Raw genomic sequence first — 16,409 nt, 5'->3', positions numbered from 1 at the left:
ATGCTCCAGTCGCGATTGGCGATTGAAAGTCGCTACGCCGCGGAGCGTTATGCGTCCCATGAAAACCGTCACCGAATTCCCTCGAAAAGTCATCGAAATTCCCGATATGGGCATCGTCATGCCGGATGGCTGCCGGCTGTCGGCGCGCATCTGGATGCCCGAGGATGCCGCCGATGATCCGGTGCCGGCGATCCTCGAACACCTGCCTTACCGCAAGCGCGACGGCACCATCTTTCGCGATCAGCTCACCCACCCCTATTTCGCCGGGCACGGCTACGCCTCGATCCGGGTCGACATGCGCGGCAACGGCGATTCCGAAGGGCTGATGGACGACGAATATTCCGAGCAGGAATTGCAGGACGCCTGCGACGTCATCGCCTGGGCGGCGGCGCAGCCCTGGTGCAACGGCAATGTCGGCATGATGGGCATTTCCTGGGGCGGCTTCAACTGCCTGCAGGTGTCGGCGAAACAGCCGCCGGCGCTGAAGGCGGTGATCAGCCTGTGCTCGACCGTCGACCGCTATGCCGACGACATTCACTACAAGGGCGGTTGCCTGCTGCTCGAAAATTTCGGCTGGGCCTCGACGATGCTGTCCTATTCGTCGCGGCCACCGGATCCGGCGATAGCCGGCGGCAATCGCTGGCGCGACCTGTGGCTCAGCCGGCTGGAGAACCAGTCTTTCCTCCTCCCACTCTGGCTCAGCCACCAGCATCGCGACGCCTATTGGAAGCGCGGCTCGATCTGCGAGGACTTTTCGGCGGTGAAAGCGGCCGTGCTGTCGATCGGCGGCTGGCACGACGGCTACCGCAACACGATCTCCAATCTGGTCACCAGCATCCAGTCGCCGGTCAAAGGCATCGTCGGCCCCTGGATTCACAAATACCCGCATTACGCCGGACCCAATCCGGCGATCGGCTTCCTGCAGGAAGCGTTGCGCTGGTGGGACCGCTGGCTGAAAAGTGCTGCGACCGGCGTCGAGGCCGATCCGGCCTACCGCGCCTATGTGATGGACAGCGTGCGGCCGGCGCGCTGGCATCCCGACCGGCCTGGCCGCTGGGTGGCGGAGCAGCAGTGGCCGTCCTCAAACATCAGGGTCGAGGCGATCGAGCTCATTTCGGCGGGCGCGAGACCTTCAATCGTCGCTTCGCCGCAGACTTGCGGGCTTGCCGGCGGCGAGTATTTTCCCTTCACCTTCGGGCCGGAACTGCCGGGCGACCAGCGCCCCGACGACGCGCTGTCGGTTTGTTTCGACCAGCCCGAGCTCGGCGAGGCGATCGACATCGTCGGGGCGCCGGAGCTCGAGGTCCGGGTCGCCTCCGATCGGCACCAGGCCAACATCGCGGTGCGTCTCTGCGACGTGCATCCCGACGGCGCCTCGGAGCTGATCTCCTATGGCGTGCTCAATCTCACCCACCGGAACTCGCATGAATTCCCCGAGATGCTGGTTCCCGGCGAGACGGTGTCGGCGCGCGTCGTGCTCGACCAATGCGCCTACCGGGTGCCGGCCGGCCACAAATTGCGTATCGCCGTTTCGACCGCCTACTGGCCGATGATCTGGCCCTCGCCGGAGCCGGTACAGCTGGATCTCGCGAAGGCCACGCTGAGACTGCCACTGCGCCCGCCGGCGAAAGGCAATGAGGTTTCGTTCCCCGAGCCGGAAGGCGCGACGCCGTGGGCGACCGAGACGGTCCGGCCGGCCAACTCCGAACGCCACATCGATCGCAATGAGAAGACCGGCCTTGTCACGCTCTCCATAACCGATGATTTCGGCGAGGTGCGCGATCTCGACCATGGGCTGGCCAATGGCAGCATCGTGCGCGAGACATGGACGATCCATCCCGACGACCCGCTATCGGCCACCGGAGCCACACATTGGACGCAGACATTGTCGCGCAATGAATGGTCGGTGCGGACCGAAACCTTTGCCCAGATACGATCGGACGCCGGGAACTTCATCGTCAGCGCCAGGATCGAAGCCTATGAGGGCGAAAAGCTGGTCTTCGAACGCGACTTCGAGCAGACGATTCCCCGCGCCCTGGTTTGAGCCGGGCAAGATTGGTCCAAACCCGACGTGCGATTTACGCCACCGCATGTCGCATTCGGTCTTGCCTGCCGCTTTCCCTTACGGTCATTATCTCCTCCAATAGCAAGAAACGACCAAAAGGTCGGATACCCAGAGTGAGGAACCGTAATGTCCAACGAACTCGACTATCTCAGCCGGCGAGTCGCGGCCGGAAAACTTAGCCGTCGCGACTTTCTCGGTCGCGCCGCGGCGCTCGGCGTCGCCGCCACCGTCGCCAACTCGATGCTCTCCAGCGCCGTGCGCGCTGCCGGTCCGGTCAAGGGCGGCACGCTGAAGGCCGGCTTGCAGGGCGGCGAATCCACCAACAGCCTCGATCCGGCGACCTTCCTCAGCCAGGTTCCGTTCGCCTTCGGCAAATGCTGGGGCGAGACGCTGGTCGAGCTCGCGCCGGGCGGCGGCATCGAATATCTCATCGCCGAGGAGATCGGCAGCTCGAAGGACGCCAAGACCTGGACGATGAAGATCCGCAAGGGTGTCCAGTTCCATAACGGCAAGGAAGTGAGCGCCGACGACGTCGCGGCGACGCTGAAGCGTCACAGTGACGAGAAGTCGAAATCCGGTGCGCTCGGCGTGCTGAAGAGCATCGACACCATCAAGGTAGACGGCGGCAATGTCGTGGTCACGCTCAAAGACCCGAACGCCGACATGCCCTATCTGATGGCCGACTATCACATCATCATCCAGCCGAATGGCGGGACGGACAAGCCGGACGCCGGCATCGGCACCGGGCCGTACAAGATCACCGGCAACCAGCCCGGCGTGAAACACACCGCCGCGCGTTTCGACCACTACTGGCAGCCCGACAAATACGGCCATGCCGACCAGGTCGAGATCGTCGTCGTCAACGACCCGACCGCCCGCATGGCAGCGCTCCAGGGCGGCCAGGTCAACATGATCAACCGCGTCGAGCCGAAGATCGTCGACCTGGTCAAGCGGCTGCCGGGCGTCACCATCCGCGCCGCCTCGGGGCGCGGCTTCTACCCGTTCAACATGTTCTGCGACACCGCGCCCTTCGACAACAACGACCTCAGGATGGCGCTGAAGCTCGCCATGGACCGCGAGGAGATGCTGCAGAAGATCCTGCGCGGCTACGGCTCGGTCGGCAACGACATGCCCGTCAATGCCGCCTACCCGCTGTTTGCGGAAGACTTCGAACAGCGCAAGTTCGATCCGGAAAAGGCCGCGGCCGCCTACAAGAAGTCGGGCCATAGCGGCTCGATCCTGATGCGCACCTCCGACGTCGCCTTCCCGGGCGCGGTCGACGCCGCCCAGCTCTACCAGCAGAGCGCCGCCAAGGCCGGCATCAAGATCGAGATCAAGCGCGAGCCGGGCGACGGCTACTGGACGGAAGTCTGGAACAAGCAGCCCTTCTCGCTCTCCTACTGGGGCGGCCGTCCGACCCAGGACCAGATGTACTCGACCGCCTACCTGTCGACCGCCGACTGGAACGACACCCGCTGGAAGCGTCCGGACTTCGACAAGATGGTGCTTTCGGCGCGCGGCGAGCTCGACGAAGCCAAGCGCAAGAAGATCTACCGCGACATGGGCGAGATCATGCGCGACGAAGGCGGCCTGATCGTGCCGTTCTTCAACCAGTTCGTCGACGCGACCGGCAAGGGCGTCGAAGGTTGGGTCGACAACCCGGCGCAGGAACTCAGCAACGGCCACGCCCTGATCGAGTGCTGGCTGCAGGCTTGACGAAGGACAAAGGAAGGGCCGGCGCGAGCCGGCCCTTCCCCTGCTTTCATGACCCGCCCGAAAGGCGGGCGTCATCCCTTCTTCACCATTGCAGGTAGCCGATGTCGTCTCCGATCCTGAGATTGGTCGCTCAGCGTATCTTGCTGGGCCTGGTTCTTCTTTTGGCCGTTTCGGTGCTCATCTTCGCCGGCACGCAGATCCTGCCGGGCGACGTCGCCCAGGCGATCCTCGGCCAGTCGGCAACGCCGGAGGCGCTGGCGAATCTGCGCGAGCAGCTCGGCCTCAACGATCCGGCATGGCTGCGCTATGTGCACTGGCTGTGGGGCATCCTGCATGGCGACTTCGGCACGGCGCAATCGAGCGGACTGGACATCGCAAGCTCGATCAGCACCCGGCTGAAGAACACGCTGTTCCTGGCCGCCTGCGCGGCAATCGTCGCGGTGCCGCTGGCGATCATCCTCGGCTTGATTGCCGTGCGCTACCGCAACGGCTTCGTCGACAAGCTGATCTCCGGCCTGGCGCTGGCCTCGACATCGTTCCCGGAATTCTTCATCGGCTACGTGCTGATCTATTTCTTCGCCGTGAAATGGCAAATCTTCCCGAGCATCTCGACTGTGGACGACTCCACGCCGTTCCTCGAAAGGCTGCAGGCCGTCGTGCTGCCAGCGACCGCGCTGACGCTGGTGGTGCTTGCCCACATGATGCGCATGACGCGCGCGGCGATCCTCAACGTCATGCAATCGGCCTATATCGAAACGGCTGAATTGAAGGGGCTGAAAGCCTTCGATATCATCCGCAAGCATGCTTTCCCGAACGCGATCGCGCCGGTCGTCAACGTCGTCATGCTCAACCTCGCCTACCTCATCGTCGGTGTCGTCGTGGTCGAGGTGATCTTCGTCTATCCGGGCATGGGACAGTATCTGGTCGACCATGTCGCCAAACGCGACGTGCCGGTGGTGCAGGCGGTCGGCCTGATCTTCGCCGCGGTCTACATCACGCTCAACATCGTCGCGGACATCGCCGCCATCGTGGCCAATCCGCGGCTTAGGCATCCGAAGTGACGGGAGCATCCGAAATGACGAACCGGATGCAAGACGACCAGAAGGGGAACTGAGGCGAATGGCCCTACGACAAATCCCAGTCACCGCCTGGATCGGGCTGATCCTGACCGGCGCTTTCGCGTTCTGCGCCATCTTCGCGCCCTGGGTCGCGCCGCACGGCAATGGCGAGATCGTCGGCGACGTGTGGGAGCCGATGTCGGCCGCTCATTGGCTGGGCACCGACAATCTCGGCCGCGATCTTATCTCGCGCATGATCTACGGCGCGCGCATCACCATGGAGATCGCGGTGGCGGCGACCGCGCTGTCCTTCTCGCTGGGGTCGATCCTGGGCTTCTCCGCGGCGGTGTTCGGCGGCTGGTTCGACACGCTGATGTCGCGCTTCGTCGATCTTTTGATGTCGATCCCGACGCTGATCTTCGGGCTCGTCGTGTTGTCGGTGCTGCCGACCAACGCGCTGACGCTGATCCTGGTCATGGGCATCCTGGATTCCACCCGCGTCTATCGCCTGTCGCGCGCCGTCGCGGTCGACATCAACGTCATGGACTTCGTCGAGGCGGCGAAGCTACGTGGCGAGGGCAAGGCCTGGATCATCTTCCGCGAGATCCTGCCCAACGCGCTGTCGCCGCTGGTGGCGGAGCTTGGCGTGCGCTTCATCTTCGCTGTTCTCTTCCTGTCGGCGCTCTCGTTCCTCGGCCTCGGCGTGCAGCCGCCGGATTCGGACTGGGGCGGCATGGTCAAGGAGAACAAGGACGGCATCGTGTTCGGCGTGCCGGCGGCGTTGATCCCGGCCGCCGCGATCGCGGTGCTGGCGATCTCGGTCAACCTCGTCGCCGACTGGGTGCTCAACCGCACGACGAGCCTGAAGGGAGGACGCGGCTGATGGCTGGCAATCAGGCGAAGTCCGGGCAAGCAGGCCAGGCAAGTTCGGGCAAGCTCCTGGACATCCGCAATCTGCGCATCGAGGCGACGGTCTATCCGCCGGGCGAAGCGCCGAAGACCATCACGCTCGTCCACGACGTTTCGCTGACGCTTGAAAAAGGCAAGGTGCTCGGTCTCATCGGCGAATCCGGCGCCGGCAAGTCGACCATCGGCCTGTCGTCCATGGCCTATGGCCGCGGCGGCGTGCGCATCACCGGCGGCGAGGTGATCCTCAACGGCCGCGACATCCTTAAGGCCGGCGCCAGGGGCGTGCGGGCGCTGCGCGGCCGCGAGGTCTGCTATGTCGCGCAGTCGGCGGCGGCCGCTTTCAACCCGGCGCACAGGCTGATCGACCAGGTGGTCGAGGCAACCCTCCTGCACGGCACCGCGAACCGCGCCGAGGCGGAGAAGCGGGCCATTGCGCTGTTCAAGAAGCTCAGCCTGCCCAATCCCGAAACGATCGGCGAGCGCTACCCGCACCAGGTCTCCGGCGGCCAGTTGCAGCGCGTGATGACGGCGATGGCGCTCTGCTCGGAGCCCGACCTCATCGTCTTCGACGAGCCGACCACGGCGCTCGACGTGACGACGCAGATCGACGTGCTGGCGGCGATCAAGGACGCCATCCGCGACACGCATGTGGCGGCTCTCTACATCACCCACGATCTTGCCGTCGTCGCCCAGGTGTCGGACGAGATCATGGTGCTGCGCCACGGCCGGCTGGTGGAGTGGGGCGGCACGCGGCAGATCATCAAGGAGCCGCGCCAGGAATACACCAACGCGTTGGTCTCTGTGCATGAGATCGAGCACCAGGAGCAGCAGCCCGGCACAACGCCCTTCCTGTCGGTGAAGAATGTCACCGCCGCGTATGGCGGCGGCCATGTGAAGGTTCTGAAAAACGTCTCGGTCGACATCTATCCGGGACAGACGCTGGCCGTGGTCGGCGAGAGCGGTTCCGGCAAGTCGACGCTGGCGCGCGCCATAACCGGCCTGTTGCCGCCCGAACAGGGTAGCGTCGTCTTCGATGGCCGCACGCTCGGCAACAGGCTGGCGGACCGGCCGAAGGAGGATCTGCGCCAGTTGCAGATGATCTACCAGATGGCCGACGTGGCGATGAATCCGCGCCAGACGGTGGGCACCATCATCGGCCGCCCGCTGGAATTCTATTTCGGCATGAAGGGACGCGAGCGCGACAAGCGCGTGACCGAACTGCTCGACGAGATCGAGATGGGCAAGGGTTTTGTCGACCGCTATCCGGCCGAGCTGTCCGGCGGCCAGAAGCAGCGCGTCTGCATCGCGCGCTCGCTCGCCGCCAAGCCGAAGCTGATCATCTGCGACGAGGTGACCTCGGCGCTCGACCCGCTGGTCGCCAACGGCATCCTGAAGCTGCTCTTGAACCTGCAGCAGCACGAAAAGGTCGCCTATCTGTTCATCACCCATGACCTGGCGACGGTGAAGTCGATCGCCGATTCGATCGCGGTCATGTATCGCGGCGAGGTGGTGCGCTACGGCTCCAAGAGCAAGGTGCTGACGCCGCCTTTCGATGCCTATACGGACCTGCTGCTCTCCTCCGTGCCGGAAATGGAGATCGGCTGGCTGGAGAAGGCGATCAAGGGCCGGCGCATGGCGAGCGCCGGCAATTAAAGCGCGTCGCGCTGAAACGGATTCAGGCGACGCGCTTTAAGTCTTTGTTTTGATGCATGCCGTTCCCCCAAAACCGCTGCGCACTTTTGGGCGACATGCATTAGCCCACGAAAAGTCTGCCTCCGAGGCGGCAGCTGTCATGCGGCTGCAATAGGGAACGGGAAAGATCGGCCGCGGGCGGGCAGAGCTCGCACCGAGATCAGTTTTCGAAAGGGGGGCAGGACATGCAGACCGAACTCGACCATCTCGCCGCACTCGCCGGCAAGGGCAGGATCTCGCGGCGCGATTTCCTCGGCCGCGCGGCAGCGCTCGGCGCCTCGGCGGCGCTGGCGACGACGCTGGCCGGCAAGGCCTTCGCCGCGAGCCCGGTGAAGGGCGGCATCATCAAGGCCGGTCTGCAGGGCGGCGAATCGACCAACAGCCTCGACCCGGCGCTGAACCTCAGCCAGGTCACCTTCAGCTTCTGCAAGCAGTGGGGCGAATTCCTCGTCCGCCTGACCCCGGAAGGCGGCGTCGACAACCTCATCGCCGAGGAGATCGGCGCCTCCGCTGACGCCAAGACCTGGACGATGAAGATCCGCGACGGCATCGAGTTCCACAATGGCAACACGGTGACGGCGGAAGACGTTGTCGCCACGCTCGAGCGCCATGCCGACGAGAAGTCGAAATCCGGCGCGCTCGGCATTCTGAAGAACATCAAGACCATCAAGGCCAGCGGCAAGGACGTGGTGGTCACGCTCGGCGACGCCGATGCCGACTTCCCCTATCTGATGGCCGACTACCATCTCGTCATCCAGCCGAATGGCGGCAAGGACAACCCGAATGCCGGCATCAGCGCCGGCCCGTACAAGGTCGCCGTCAACCAGCCCGGCGTGAAGCATGGCGGCGAGCGCTTCGCCAATTACTGGCGCGGCGACAAGGCCGGCCATGCCGACCAGATCGAGATCGTCGTCATCAACGACCCGACGGCCCGGCTTGCGGCGCTGCAGGGCGGCCAGGTGCATCTCATCAACCGCGTCGAGCCGAAGGTGGTCGATCTGGTCAAGCGCATGCCGGGCGTCACCATCGAGAACGTGGCGGGGCGCGGCTATTACCCGTTCAACATGTTCTGCGACACGCCGCCCTTCGACAACAACGATTTGCGCATGGCGCTCAAGCTCGCCATGGACCGCGAGGAGATGGTCGACAAGATCCTGCGCGGCTACGGTTCGGTCGGCAACGACTTCCCGATCAACGAGGCCTATCCGCTGTTTTCCAACGACATCGAGCAGCGCAAGTTCGATCCGGAGAAGGCGGCCGCCGCCTACAAGAAGTCGGGCCATAGCGGCTCGATCCTGCTGCGCACCTCGGACGTCGCCTTCCCCGGCGCGGTCGACGCCGCGCAGCTCTACCAGCAGAGCTGCGCCAAGGCCGGCATCAAGATCGAGATCAAGCGCGAGCCCGGCGACGGCTACTGGTCGGAAGTGTGGAACAAGCAGCCATTCTCGCTCTCCTACTGGGGCGGAAGGCCAACGCAGGGCCAGATGTATTCCACCGGCTATCTGTCGACCGCCGACTGGAACGACACGCGCTTCAAGCGGCCCGAATTCGACAAGATGCTCTATACGGCGCGCGCCGAGCTGGACCAGGCCAAGCGCAAGACGATCTATCGCGACATGGCGATGCTGATGCGCGACGAAGGCGGCCTGATCGTGCCGTTCTTCAACCAGTTCGTCGATGCCGCCAACACCAAGAAGATCAGCGGCTACGCCAAGAACCCCAATGGCGAGATGATGGACGGCTACGCGCTCTGCGAGTGCTGGCTGAACGCCTGATATCAGGCTATCCAAGGCAAGCGCCGCGTGTCCGCGCGACACGCGGCGCTTTTGTTTCGAAGAACAATCACAGGAACCTTCCGTGGCGCTCAAATCCAAACTGCTGCTCATCATCCTCGACGGCGTGCCCTACCGGAACTGGCGCCGGCTGATGGGCAATCTGGAGGGCTGGGCGCAGTCCGGCGAGGCGCAGGTGTGGAGGATGCGCTCGGTGCTGCCGTCGACGTCCGCCTGCTGCTACGCCTCGATCCACACCGGTGTCACGCCGCAGGTGCACGGCATCCTTTCCAATGAGAACCGCTTCCGCGTCACGCAGCCGGATATCTTCTCGGAAGTCAGCAAGGCCGGCGGCAAGACGGGCGCGGTGACCCATTCCTACTGGTCGGAATTCTTCCGTTCGTATCCGTTCGATCTTATCGAGGACATGGAGTTCGACGAGCCGGACGGGCCGATCACCCATGGCCGCTTCCACACCATGACCGGCTACAATCTCAAGAACCAGATGACGCCGAGCGACGTCGACCTGTTCGCGACGCTGACCATGCTGGCGAAGCGCCACGGCATCGACTACGGCATCCTGCACACCTGCACGCTGGATTCGATGGGGCATCGCTTCGGCCATGACTGCCACGAGATGGACCATGCCTGCTACGCCATGGACGGCATGCTCGCGGCCTTCCTGCCGCAATGGCGCGCGGCCGGCTATGAAGTGATGGTGACGGCCGATCATGGCCAGACCGACCGTGGCCACCATGGCGGCCATGACGACGAGATGCAGGATTTCGCGCTCTATTATTTCGGTCCCGCGAAGGGCCCCGAGGCCGACACGCTGCTCGACCAGCTGCAGCTCGCGCCGACGGTGCTGAGCCGGCTTGGTGTTGAGATACCCGAGACGATGAAGGCGAAGGTGTTCTTGGGGTAAGCGCGGCTTCTCCTTCGCCTCTTGGGGGGAAGGAAAAGCGCTCCCTCTGGCAACACTCACTCTCTTCGGTTAGCCTCCGAAAAATCCTTGGCGGAGGGTGAACCTTTTTGGACCGATCAGCGACAGAGCTTCGAGGAGCCAGGCGGCTCGACCGGCCATGAATGCGGCGACCGAAACCGATCGCGCGCTTGTAGACCGGGTCGCGAAGGGCGACCGGGCCGCCGTTCGGCTCCTGTTCATGCGTCACCACGCGCGGATCTACCGCTTCGTGGCGCGCCAGACGGGATCGGAAATGATGGCCGACGATATCGCGAACGAGGTCTTTCTGGAGCTGTGGAAGCAGGCGCCGGGCTTCGAGGGACGCTCTGAGGTTTCCACGTGGCTGCTCGGCATCGCCCGCTTCAAGGCGCTGTCCATGCTGCGCAAGAAGAAGGAAGACTGGATCGACGACGACGACGCGGCGCAGGTTCCAGACGGCGCCGACACGCCGGAAGTCGTGACCATGAAGGAGGACAAGGCCGCCGCCTTGCGCCGCTTCGTCGACGCCTTACCGGAAGAACACCGCACGGTGATCGACCTTGCCTATTACCACGGACAGTCGGTGACCGAGATCGGCGAGGTGCTCGCCATTCCGGTCGCGACCGTCAAGACCAGGATGTTCTACGCCCGCAAGAAACTCGGCGAGGCCCTCAAGGCCGCCGGTTACGACAGGGGGTGGCCATGAGCGCCGCTGAAAAGATGTCGCGCCGCGACGAGATGGAAACGCTGCTGCCGTTCTACCTGAACGGCTCGCTGGAAGGCGCTGAACTGGAGGCCGTCGAGGAATGGCTGGCGACCGATCCGGCGGCGCTTTCAGCACTTGGCGAAGCCGAGGCCGAGTTTTCCGGCACCGCTGCCGCCAACGAGGCGATCCGCCCGCCGGCCGATGCGCTGAGCCGTTTTACCAGGGCGCTCGACGCCGAGGCCGGACCCGTGCGCGCGCCCGCCGGCCAATCCTGGCTGGCGAAAGTCTTCGGTCGGGTCGCAGCGATGCCGGCCGGCGTCGCCTGGGCGGCCGCCGCGGCGCTGCTTGCCTTGGTGCTGGTGCAATCCTTCGAACAGCCGGGCGGCAAGGGCAACGACTTCGAGGTGGCCGGCGCCGAGGACGATCTGGCGAAGCTGCCTTTCGCGCTGGTGAAGTTCAAGCCGGATGCGAAGATGGCCGATATCGCCGCCTTCCTCGGCCAGAACGGATTGAAGATCGCCGCCGGCCCGACCGCGGATGGCGTGTTCCACCTGACGATCCCGGCCAGCACGGCGGCCGACTACGACCGGATTGTCGGCCTTATTGCCGCCCAGCCTTTCGCGGATGCTGTGATCCAGGGAAGGAAACCGGTCGGTGGCGGCTAACGCAATTCCAGGAAAAGTGCGCCGCGGTTTTCCGTCCGGAATTGCGTCGGGGCCGAAAGCCATTCTTCGCGCGGTGATCCTCGCGGCGGCATTTGTCGCCGCGCCGGCGTTCGCGCAGACCAACGACCCCAACCTGACGCAAAAGCAGGTCGATTGCCTGAACCGCACGACCGCGACGGGCGCGGGCTGCGACAAGGATGACGGCGCCAAGAACAACGGCGGGACGCCGGGCACCGCCACGGGCGGCGCGGTGTTCCTGCCGGCGCTGATCGTCGACCTGTTCCCGAACCCGCCGGCGGGCGCGGCACCACAAACGTCCGCACCGTCCAACGGAACATCGTCGAACGGTCCCTCCAACACGCCGCCGCCAGCGCCGAGCGGTCCCGTCACGGTGCCGCAAGGCCTCAACCTGGCGGAGCCGCCGCGGGCGATCGCCGGTGAGTTCGTGCCCGACGAGGTGCTGGTGACGGTCGATGGCGACGCCGGCGTGGTGCAGCAGATCGCCAACTCCTTCGGCCTGCAGGTGCGCTCGCAGCGCCAGTCGCGGCTGCTCGGCACGACCTTGGTGCGCTTCGGCATAACCGACGGGCGGCCCGTCGGCGTGGTGCTGGCGCAGCTCGCCGCCGACGGGCGCACGCAGCGGCGCGAGCCCAATCACATCTACACGCTGCAGCAGGCGGCCGGCATCGTGAACTATGCCTTCGACCGCATCGCGCTCGATTCGAAAGAAGCAAGCGGGGAAAATGTGCGCGTCGCCGTCATCGATACCGGCATCGACGACACCAACCCGGCGCTCGCCGGCGTGATTGCCGACCAGTATGACGCGATGCCCAATGTGCCGATCGAGAAGCGCGACCACGGCACTTCGGTCGACGGGCTGATCGCCGGCGTCGGTCCACTGGAAGGCATGGCGCCCGGCGCCAGGATCTACCATGCGCGCGCCTTCGAAGGCGGCAAGTCGACCATGGACGTCATCCTGTCGGCGCTCGACTGGGCGGCCGAGCAGAATGTGCGCATCATCAACATGAGCTTCGTCGGCCCGAAGAACGACCTGCTCGGCACCGCTTGCCGCAATGCCCGGGCGATGGGCATGGTGCTGGTGGCCGCCGCCGGCAACAATGGCCCGAAAGCGCCCTATGGCTATCCGGCCGCCTTCGACGGCGTCATTGCGGTGACCGCCACGGACGCCAAGGACGGGCTGATGCCGCAGGCCAATCGCGGCGCCTATGTCTTCATCTCGGCGCCTGGCGTCGAAATGGTGGCGCCGAGCGGCGCCGGGTCGGATGTGGTGACCGGCACCTCCTTCGCCGCCGCGATCGTCAGCGGCGCCATCGCCAACCTGATCCATGCCGCGCCGGACCGCGCGGCCGACGACATCGAGAAAGCGCTTGCCGCTACGGCCAAGGATCTCGGGCCGAAGGGGCGGGACAATGATTTCGGCTATGGGTTGCTGGACATCAAGGCGGCCGAGGCAGCGAAGGAGTAAGGTCAATCCGCTAGCCGCCACCGGGCGGGGATTCGCTGCATCTGATCCCGGCGGTTACGTCATCGATGTCGTCGCCTGGCTCAAGGCCAAAGCCTCTGTTTCCGCACTTTGGACAGACCTATCGTTATTTTTCTCGAAGGCGAACCAACGCGGTCGGCAGAGAATTAAGAAACAAAACCAGGCAAACACAGAGAAGCACTATGTCTTTGTAGAGAAACTCCCCGGCCAGATTCCACGCAATGGGATCGGTGGAGATGCTCCATACTACGACACCAGGGGTCGTAAAGAAAAATGACCAGGTGATGAGAAACGTACCGACCCCGATCAAGGCGCCAAGGGCGGACAAGACAGGCACAAACGCCCCCAACGCCAGGAGGGCAGCCGTCCCCAACTCGATGCATCCCAGAAGATAGGCCTCGCCTCTAATTCCAAAAATCTGGAGCCAAGAAACGAACGGACTGTTTGAGATGTAGAGAGCGATTCCTTGTGCTGACTGCGGTGTGAACTTCTGGATCCCGAACGACACGAAAATCAGCACCATTACCCACCTGAGGATGGCAAGCGGCCAATAAGAGCCGAAGCCTGTCTCAGCGATATTAAACTCTCTATGCATGCTATGTCCTTTGCCGGAAGCGATATATCAGGCCAAGGAACCGCAGCCGGCAGTGGTTTTAGCAAGCTGCAGGCTCTTGAAGGCCGCACAGCTTACTTCGTCGCCAGACAAATTTCGTTACATCCCCCACACCCGAAGACAGAGGGCCCGGCAATCGCGGCGCCCATGCCTTCATCTCGGCGCCGGGCGTCGATATGGTGGCACTGAGCGGAGGCGGCTCCTGGTGCGAACCAGCTCCGCGCCTGGAACCGCTCTATAATGCCGGCCCTAACCGCACAGGGCTTCCATCATAGAAGCGCGGCAGCCGGAAGCGGCTGAGATCGTGCCCGATGTCGTTTCCCTGGATCATGTCGGAGACGACGCGGCCTATGCCGGGCCCTATGCCGAAGCCATGGCCGCTCATTCCGGTCGCGACGAAAAGACCGCCGATCGCCTGGACCCGATCCACGACGGGGACGACGTCGGGCATGGCGTCGATCATGCCGCCCCAGCCGACCTTCAGGCGAACTTTCTCGAACTGTGGAAAAAGCTGCTTGAAATTGCGCTCGATCGAACGAAGCCGGGCCGGTTCGGAGGCCGGGTTGAGCACCCGCATTCTCTCGAAAGGACTCGTCGAATCCGGCGCCCAATCGCGCGGCGTCGACCAGCCATCCGGGTAGCCTGACGGAGCGAAGGGGAAATAGCTCGCTCCGAACGGATCGTTCCTGAGGGCGGGAATGTACTTGGTGGCGTGCCGGAATGCGTCAGGCCCCAGGTAAAGCAAGTGGCTGCCACCTCCGGCGAGCGTGTAGCCGCCATCCTGTCTGCGCCGGAAAGCGATGTGGTTGTCGGCGGCCGCGCCTGCATAGATCTCAGGCAAGGGCTCCGTTGCGGCCACGGTCACCCGGACGCTGAGCTGAGGGATGGATACGCCGTGTCTTTTCAGGAACAGGGACGACCAGGCGCCGCCCGCGACCAGCACGCTGGAAGTCTCGATATATCCCGCCTCGGTCCACACACCCTTGACCCTGCCGGCCGCGATGTCGAGGCCTCGCGCCGCGCAATTCTCGACGATCCTGGCGCCTTTGCGCACCGCAAGCCGGGCCAGCGCAGGCACCGCCAGCCAGGGTTCCGCACGCATATCGGAGGGCGTCGTCATCGCGCCCACGAACCTGCGCGACATGCCGGTGATGAGCTTCGCGGTTTCGCTCGCGTCGAGCAGGCGCGTGTCGAGCTCATGGATCGCGGCGACCTTCATGAACGCTTCGAAGCCGGCCATGTCCTTGTCGGCGTTCGCCAGGTAGGTCACGCCTGTCTGGGTCAGCCCGATGTCCTCGCCGCTTTCCTCGGCCAATTGCCGCCACAGGCGGATAGCCTCGATGACGATCGGCAGCTCATCCGCGTCCCGTCCCTGCTTTCTGATCCAGCCCCAATTTCGCGAGGACTGTTCGGCCGCGACACGGCCTTTTTCCAGCAGCGTCACCGGAATGTTCCGGGAGGCAAGGAAGAGCGCCGTCGTTACGCCGATAATGCCGCCACCGACAATCACCACCTGCGACGTCTTCGGCGGCGGCCCAGCGTATTGGATTGAATCCGCTTCGGTGAAGGGGAATGTGGGCAAATGGCGTACTCTGGACGACTGGTTGACGGTTCTGGCTTACCGGTTGTCACCGTCCAAGATCAGGAGCAGGCGAAGGCGGATCATTGTCCCACGAGGTAAAGGGTGCCGGGAAGCGCTCGAAGAAGCTGCCGTATCCTGACCTAGACCGGCGCCCCTGCCACCGATCCCCGCACCACAAGATCCACCGGCCAGACCTCGCCGCGGGGGCCCTCTTCGAGCCCCGATATCCGCGCCGCGAGGCGCTCGGCGACACGCGCGCCGGCAAGCCGGATCGAGGAGCGCGTGGTCGACAGCGGCACCGGGAAATTCTCTGGACGCAGCCAGGGGAAGACGTCGTCATGGGCGACCAGCGACAGGTCGCCCGGAATGGTGAGGTCCAGGTCGCGCACGGCGCGCACGACGCCCAGCGCCATGATCAGGCTGGAGCAGACGATCGCCGTCGGCGGCTCGGCCTCCTCGAGCAGGCGGCGGGCGGCGCGATAGCCGTTCTCCTCGGTCATGGTCACCGAGCGGATGTGGCGCTCGCCGAGCGTCAGCCCGCTCGCGGCAAGCGCGCGGCGCATGCCGCGCTCGCGGTGGATGGCGAAGGTCTCGCGCTCATTGCCGTTGATCAGCGCCAGGCGCTTGTGGCCGAGCTGGATCAGCAGGCGCGCCGCTTCGTGGAACGCGCCCTCATTGTCGATGTCGAGATAGGGATAGTCGAAGTCGAAGCCTTCGCTGCGGCCATGGACGATGAAGGGAATGCCCAGCGTGTTGACCAGCGCCAGCCGCTTGTCGGCCGGACGCGGCGAGGAGAGGTAGACGGCGTCGACCTGGCGGTTGGCGACGATGCGCCGGTAGGTCGTCTCCTCGTCGTCGGCATCGGCGGGCGAAAGCACGAGGTCGAGCTCGTGCGCGCGGGCATAATCGCCGAGGCCGGAGAGGAATTCCACGAAGTGCGGATCGATGTCGACGGCGGCGCCCGTCGGCAGCACATAGCCGATCATGCCCGACTTGCCGGTGGCGAGCCGGCGCGCGCTGGGGTTCGGCCGGTAGCCATGGCGCTTGGCCGCGTCCATCACCCGGCGCCGGGTTTCCTCATTGACCTCGGGATAGCCGTTCAGCGCCCGGCTCACCGTGGTCTGCGAGAGCGACAGCATATGCGAGAGTTGCTTGAGGTTCATCGGAGGCCTCCAGCCTCAAAG

General features: G+C 64.6%; 13 protein-coding genes. 10 read left to right on the top strand and 3 right to left on the bottom strand.

Going from position 1 to position 16,409, the window contains the following annotated elements; genetic code table 11:
• The first annotated feature begins 58 nt into the window (after positions 1–58).
• The 10 genes from LB572_RS25105 to LB572_RS25060 all read left to right on the top strand — a co-directional run bounded on the left by LB572_RS25105 (position 59) and on the right by LB572_RS25060 (position 13,012).
• Positions 59–2,044, top strand: coding sequence for a CocE/NonD family hydrolase (locus LB572_RS25105; RefSeq protein ID WP_224669619.1), 1,986 nt, complete (start codon positions 59–61; stop codon positions 2,042–2,044).
• A gap of 147 nt (positions 2,045–2,191) precedes the next feature.
• Positions 2,192–3,781: an ABC transporter substrate-binding protein gene (locus tag LB572_RS25100; protein WP_140807142.1), complete on the top strand. Its 1,590-nt coding sequence runs from the start codon at positions 2,192–2,194 to the stop codon at positions 3,779–3,781.
• Positions 3,782–3,882: 101 nt separating this feature from the next.
• Positions 3,883–4,842 (top strand): ABC transporter permease, encoded by a 960-nt coding sequence (locus tag LB572_RS25095; protein WP_140807141.1) that lies wholly within the window; start codon positions 3,883–3,885, stop codon positions 4,840–4,842.
• A 58-nt stretch (positions 4,843–4,900) separates the two neighbouring features.
• Complete coding sequence (locus tag LB572_RS25090; RefSeq protein ID WP_140807140.1) at positions 4,901–5,722, top strand: ABC transporter permease; 822 nt, start codon at positions 4,901–4,903, stop codon at positions 5,720–5,722.
• Positions 5,722–7,401: an ABC transporter ATP-binding protein gene (locus tag LB572_RS25085; protein ID WP_224669618.1), complete on the top strand. Its 1,680-nt coding sequence runs from the start codon at positions 5,722–5,724 to the stop codon at positions 7,399–7,401. The genes LB572_RS25090 and LB572_RS25085 overlap by 1 nt, the downstream gene beginning before the upstream one ends.
• Before the next feature lie 224 nt (positions 7,402–7,625).
• On the top strand, positions 7,626–9,215 hold the full coding sequence (locus LB572_RS25080; protein WP_224669617.1) for an ABC transporter substrate-binding protein: 1,590 nt from the start codon (positions 7,626–7,628) through the stop codon (positions 9,213–9,215).
• A gap of 82 nt (positions 9,216–9,297) precedes the next feature.
• Positions 9,298–10,137 carry an alkaline phosphatase family protein gene (locus LB572_RS25075; protein ID WP_224669616.1) on the top strand — a complete coding sequence of 280 codons (840 nt, stop codon included), beginning with the start codon at positions 9,298–9,300 and terminating at the stop codon, positions 10,135–10,137.
• Positions 10,138–10,294: 157 nt separating this feature from the next.
• Entirely contained in the window at positions 10,295–10,861 is a 567-nt protein-coding gene (locus LB572_RS25070) for a sigma-70 family RNA polymerase sigma factor (protein WP_224669615.1), read from the top strand.
• Entirely contained in the window at positions 10,858–11,526 is a 669-nt protein-coding gene (locus LB572_RS25065; RefSeq protein WP_140806979.1) for an anti-sigma factor, read from the top strand. The genes LB572_RS25070 and LB572_RS25065 overlap by 4 nt, the downstream gene beginning before the upstream one ends.
• A 40-nt stretch (positions 11,527–11,566) precedes the next feature.
• Complete coding sequence (locus LB572_RS25060) at positions 11,567–13,012, top strand: S8 family serine peptidase (RefSeq protein ID WP_224669644.1); 1,446 nt, start codon at positions 11,567–11,569, stop codon at positions 13,010–13,012.
• Positions 13,013–13,136: 124 nt separating this feature from the next.
• Here the strand turns inward: LB572_RS25060 and LB572_RS25055 are convergent, their stop codons facing one another.
• The 3 genes from LB572_RS25055 to LB572_RS25045 all read right to left on the bottom strand — a co-directional run bounded on the left by LB572_RS25055 (position 13,137) and on the right by LB572_RS25045 (position 16,388).
• The gene (locus tag LB572_RS25055; RefSeq protein ID WP_224669614.1) at positions 13,137–13,625 is read right to left on the bottom strand and encodes a DUF417 family protein; all 489 of its coding nucleotides are present in this window, start codon (positions 13,623–13,625) and stop codon (positions 13,137–13,139) included.
• Positions 13,626–13,878: 253 nt separating this feature from the next.
• Positions 13,879–15,225 carry an NAD(P)/FAD-dependent oxidoreductase gene (locus tag LB572_RS25050; protein WP_224669613.1) on the bottom strand — a complete coding sequence of 449 codons (1,347 nt, stop codon included), beginning with the start codon at positions 15,223–15,225 and terminating at the stop codon, positions 13,879–13,881.
• A 140-nt stretch (positions 15,226–15,365) separates the two neighbouring features.
• A complete protein-coding gene (locus tag LB572_RS25045; protein WP_224669612.1) occupies positions 15,366–16,388 on the bottom strand; it encodes a substrate-binding domain-containing protein in 1,023 nt (340 codons plus the stop codon).
• Between the last annotated feature and the right edge of the window lie 21 nt (positions 16,389–16,409).

It is taken from the genome of Mesorhizobium sp. BH1-1-5 (assembly GCF_020165615.1).
In the GTDB taxonomy this organism is placed as follows: domain Bacteria; phylum Pseudomonadota; class Alphaproteobacteria; order Rhizobiales; family Rhizobiaceae; genus Mesorhizobium.
The sequence above is the reverse complement of the archived record's forward strand: the minus strand, read 5'-3'. Positions and strand labels throughout refer to the sequence as shown.

What these genes read in the sequence shown, in the direction of transcription:
- LB572_RS25105 (WP_224669619.1), top strand. Translation starts at nt 59, where the DNA reads ATGAAAACCGTCACCGAATTCCCTCGAAAAGTCATCGAAATTCCCGAT.
- LB572_RS25055 (WP_224669614.1), bottom strand. Translation starts at nt 13,625, where the DNA reads ATGCATAGAGAGTTTAATATCGCTGAGACAGGCTTCGGCTCTTATTGG.
- LB572_RS25095 (WP_140807141.1), top strand. Translation starts at nt 3,883, where the DNA reads ATGTCGTCTCCGATCCTGAGATTGGTCGCTCAGCGTATCTTGCTGGGC.
- LB572_RS25045 (WP_224669612.1), bottom strand. Translation starts at nt 16,388, where the DNA reads ATGAACCTCAAGCAACTCTCGCATATGCTGTCGCTCTCGCAGACCACG.
- LB572_RS25090 (WP_140807140.1), top strand. Translation starts at nt 4,901, where the DNA reads ATGGCCCTACGACAAATCCCAGTCACCGCCTGGATCGGGCTGATCCTG.
- LB572_RS25080 (WP_224669617.1), top strand. Translation starts at nt 7,626, where the DNA reads ATGCAGACCGAACTCGACCATCTCGCCGCACTCGCCGGCAAGGGCAGG.
- LB572_RS25100 (WP_140807142.1), top strand. Translation starts at nt 2,192, where the DNA reads ATGTCCAACGAACTCGACTATCTCAGCCGGCGAGTCGCGGCCGGAAAA.
- LB572_RS25065 (WP_140806979.1), top strand. Translation starts at nt 10,858, where the DNA reads ATGAGCGCCGCTGAAAAGATGTCGCGCCGCGACGAGATGGAAACGCTG.
- LB572_RS25070 (WP_224669615.1), top strand. Translation starts at nt 10,295, where the DNA reads ATGAATGCGGCGACCGAAACCGATCGCGCGCTTGTAGACCGGGTCGCG.
- LB572_RS25085 (WP_224669618.1), top strand. Translation starts at nt 5,722, where the DNA reads ATGGCTGGCAATCAGGCGAAGTCCGGGCAAGCAGGCCAGGCAAGTTCG.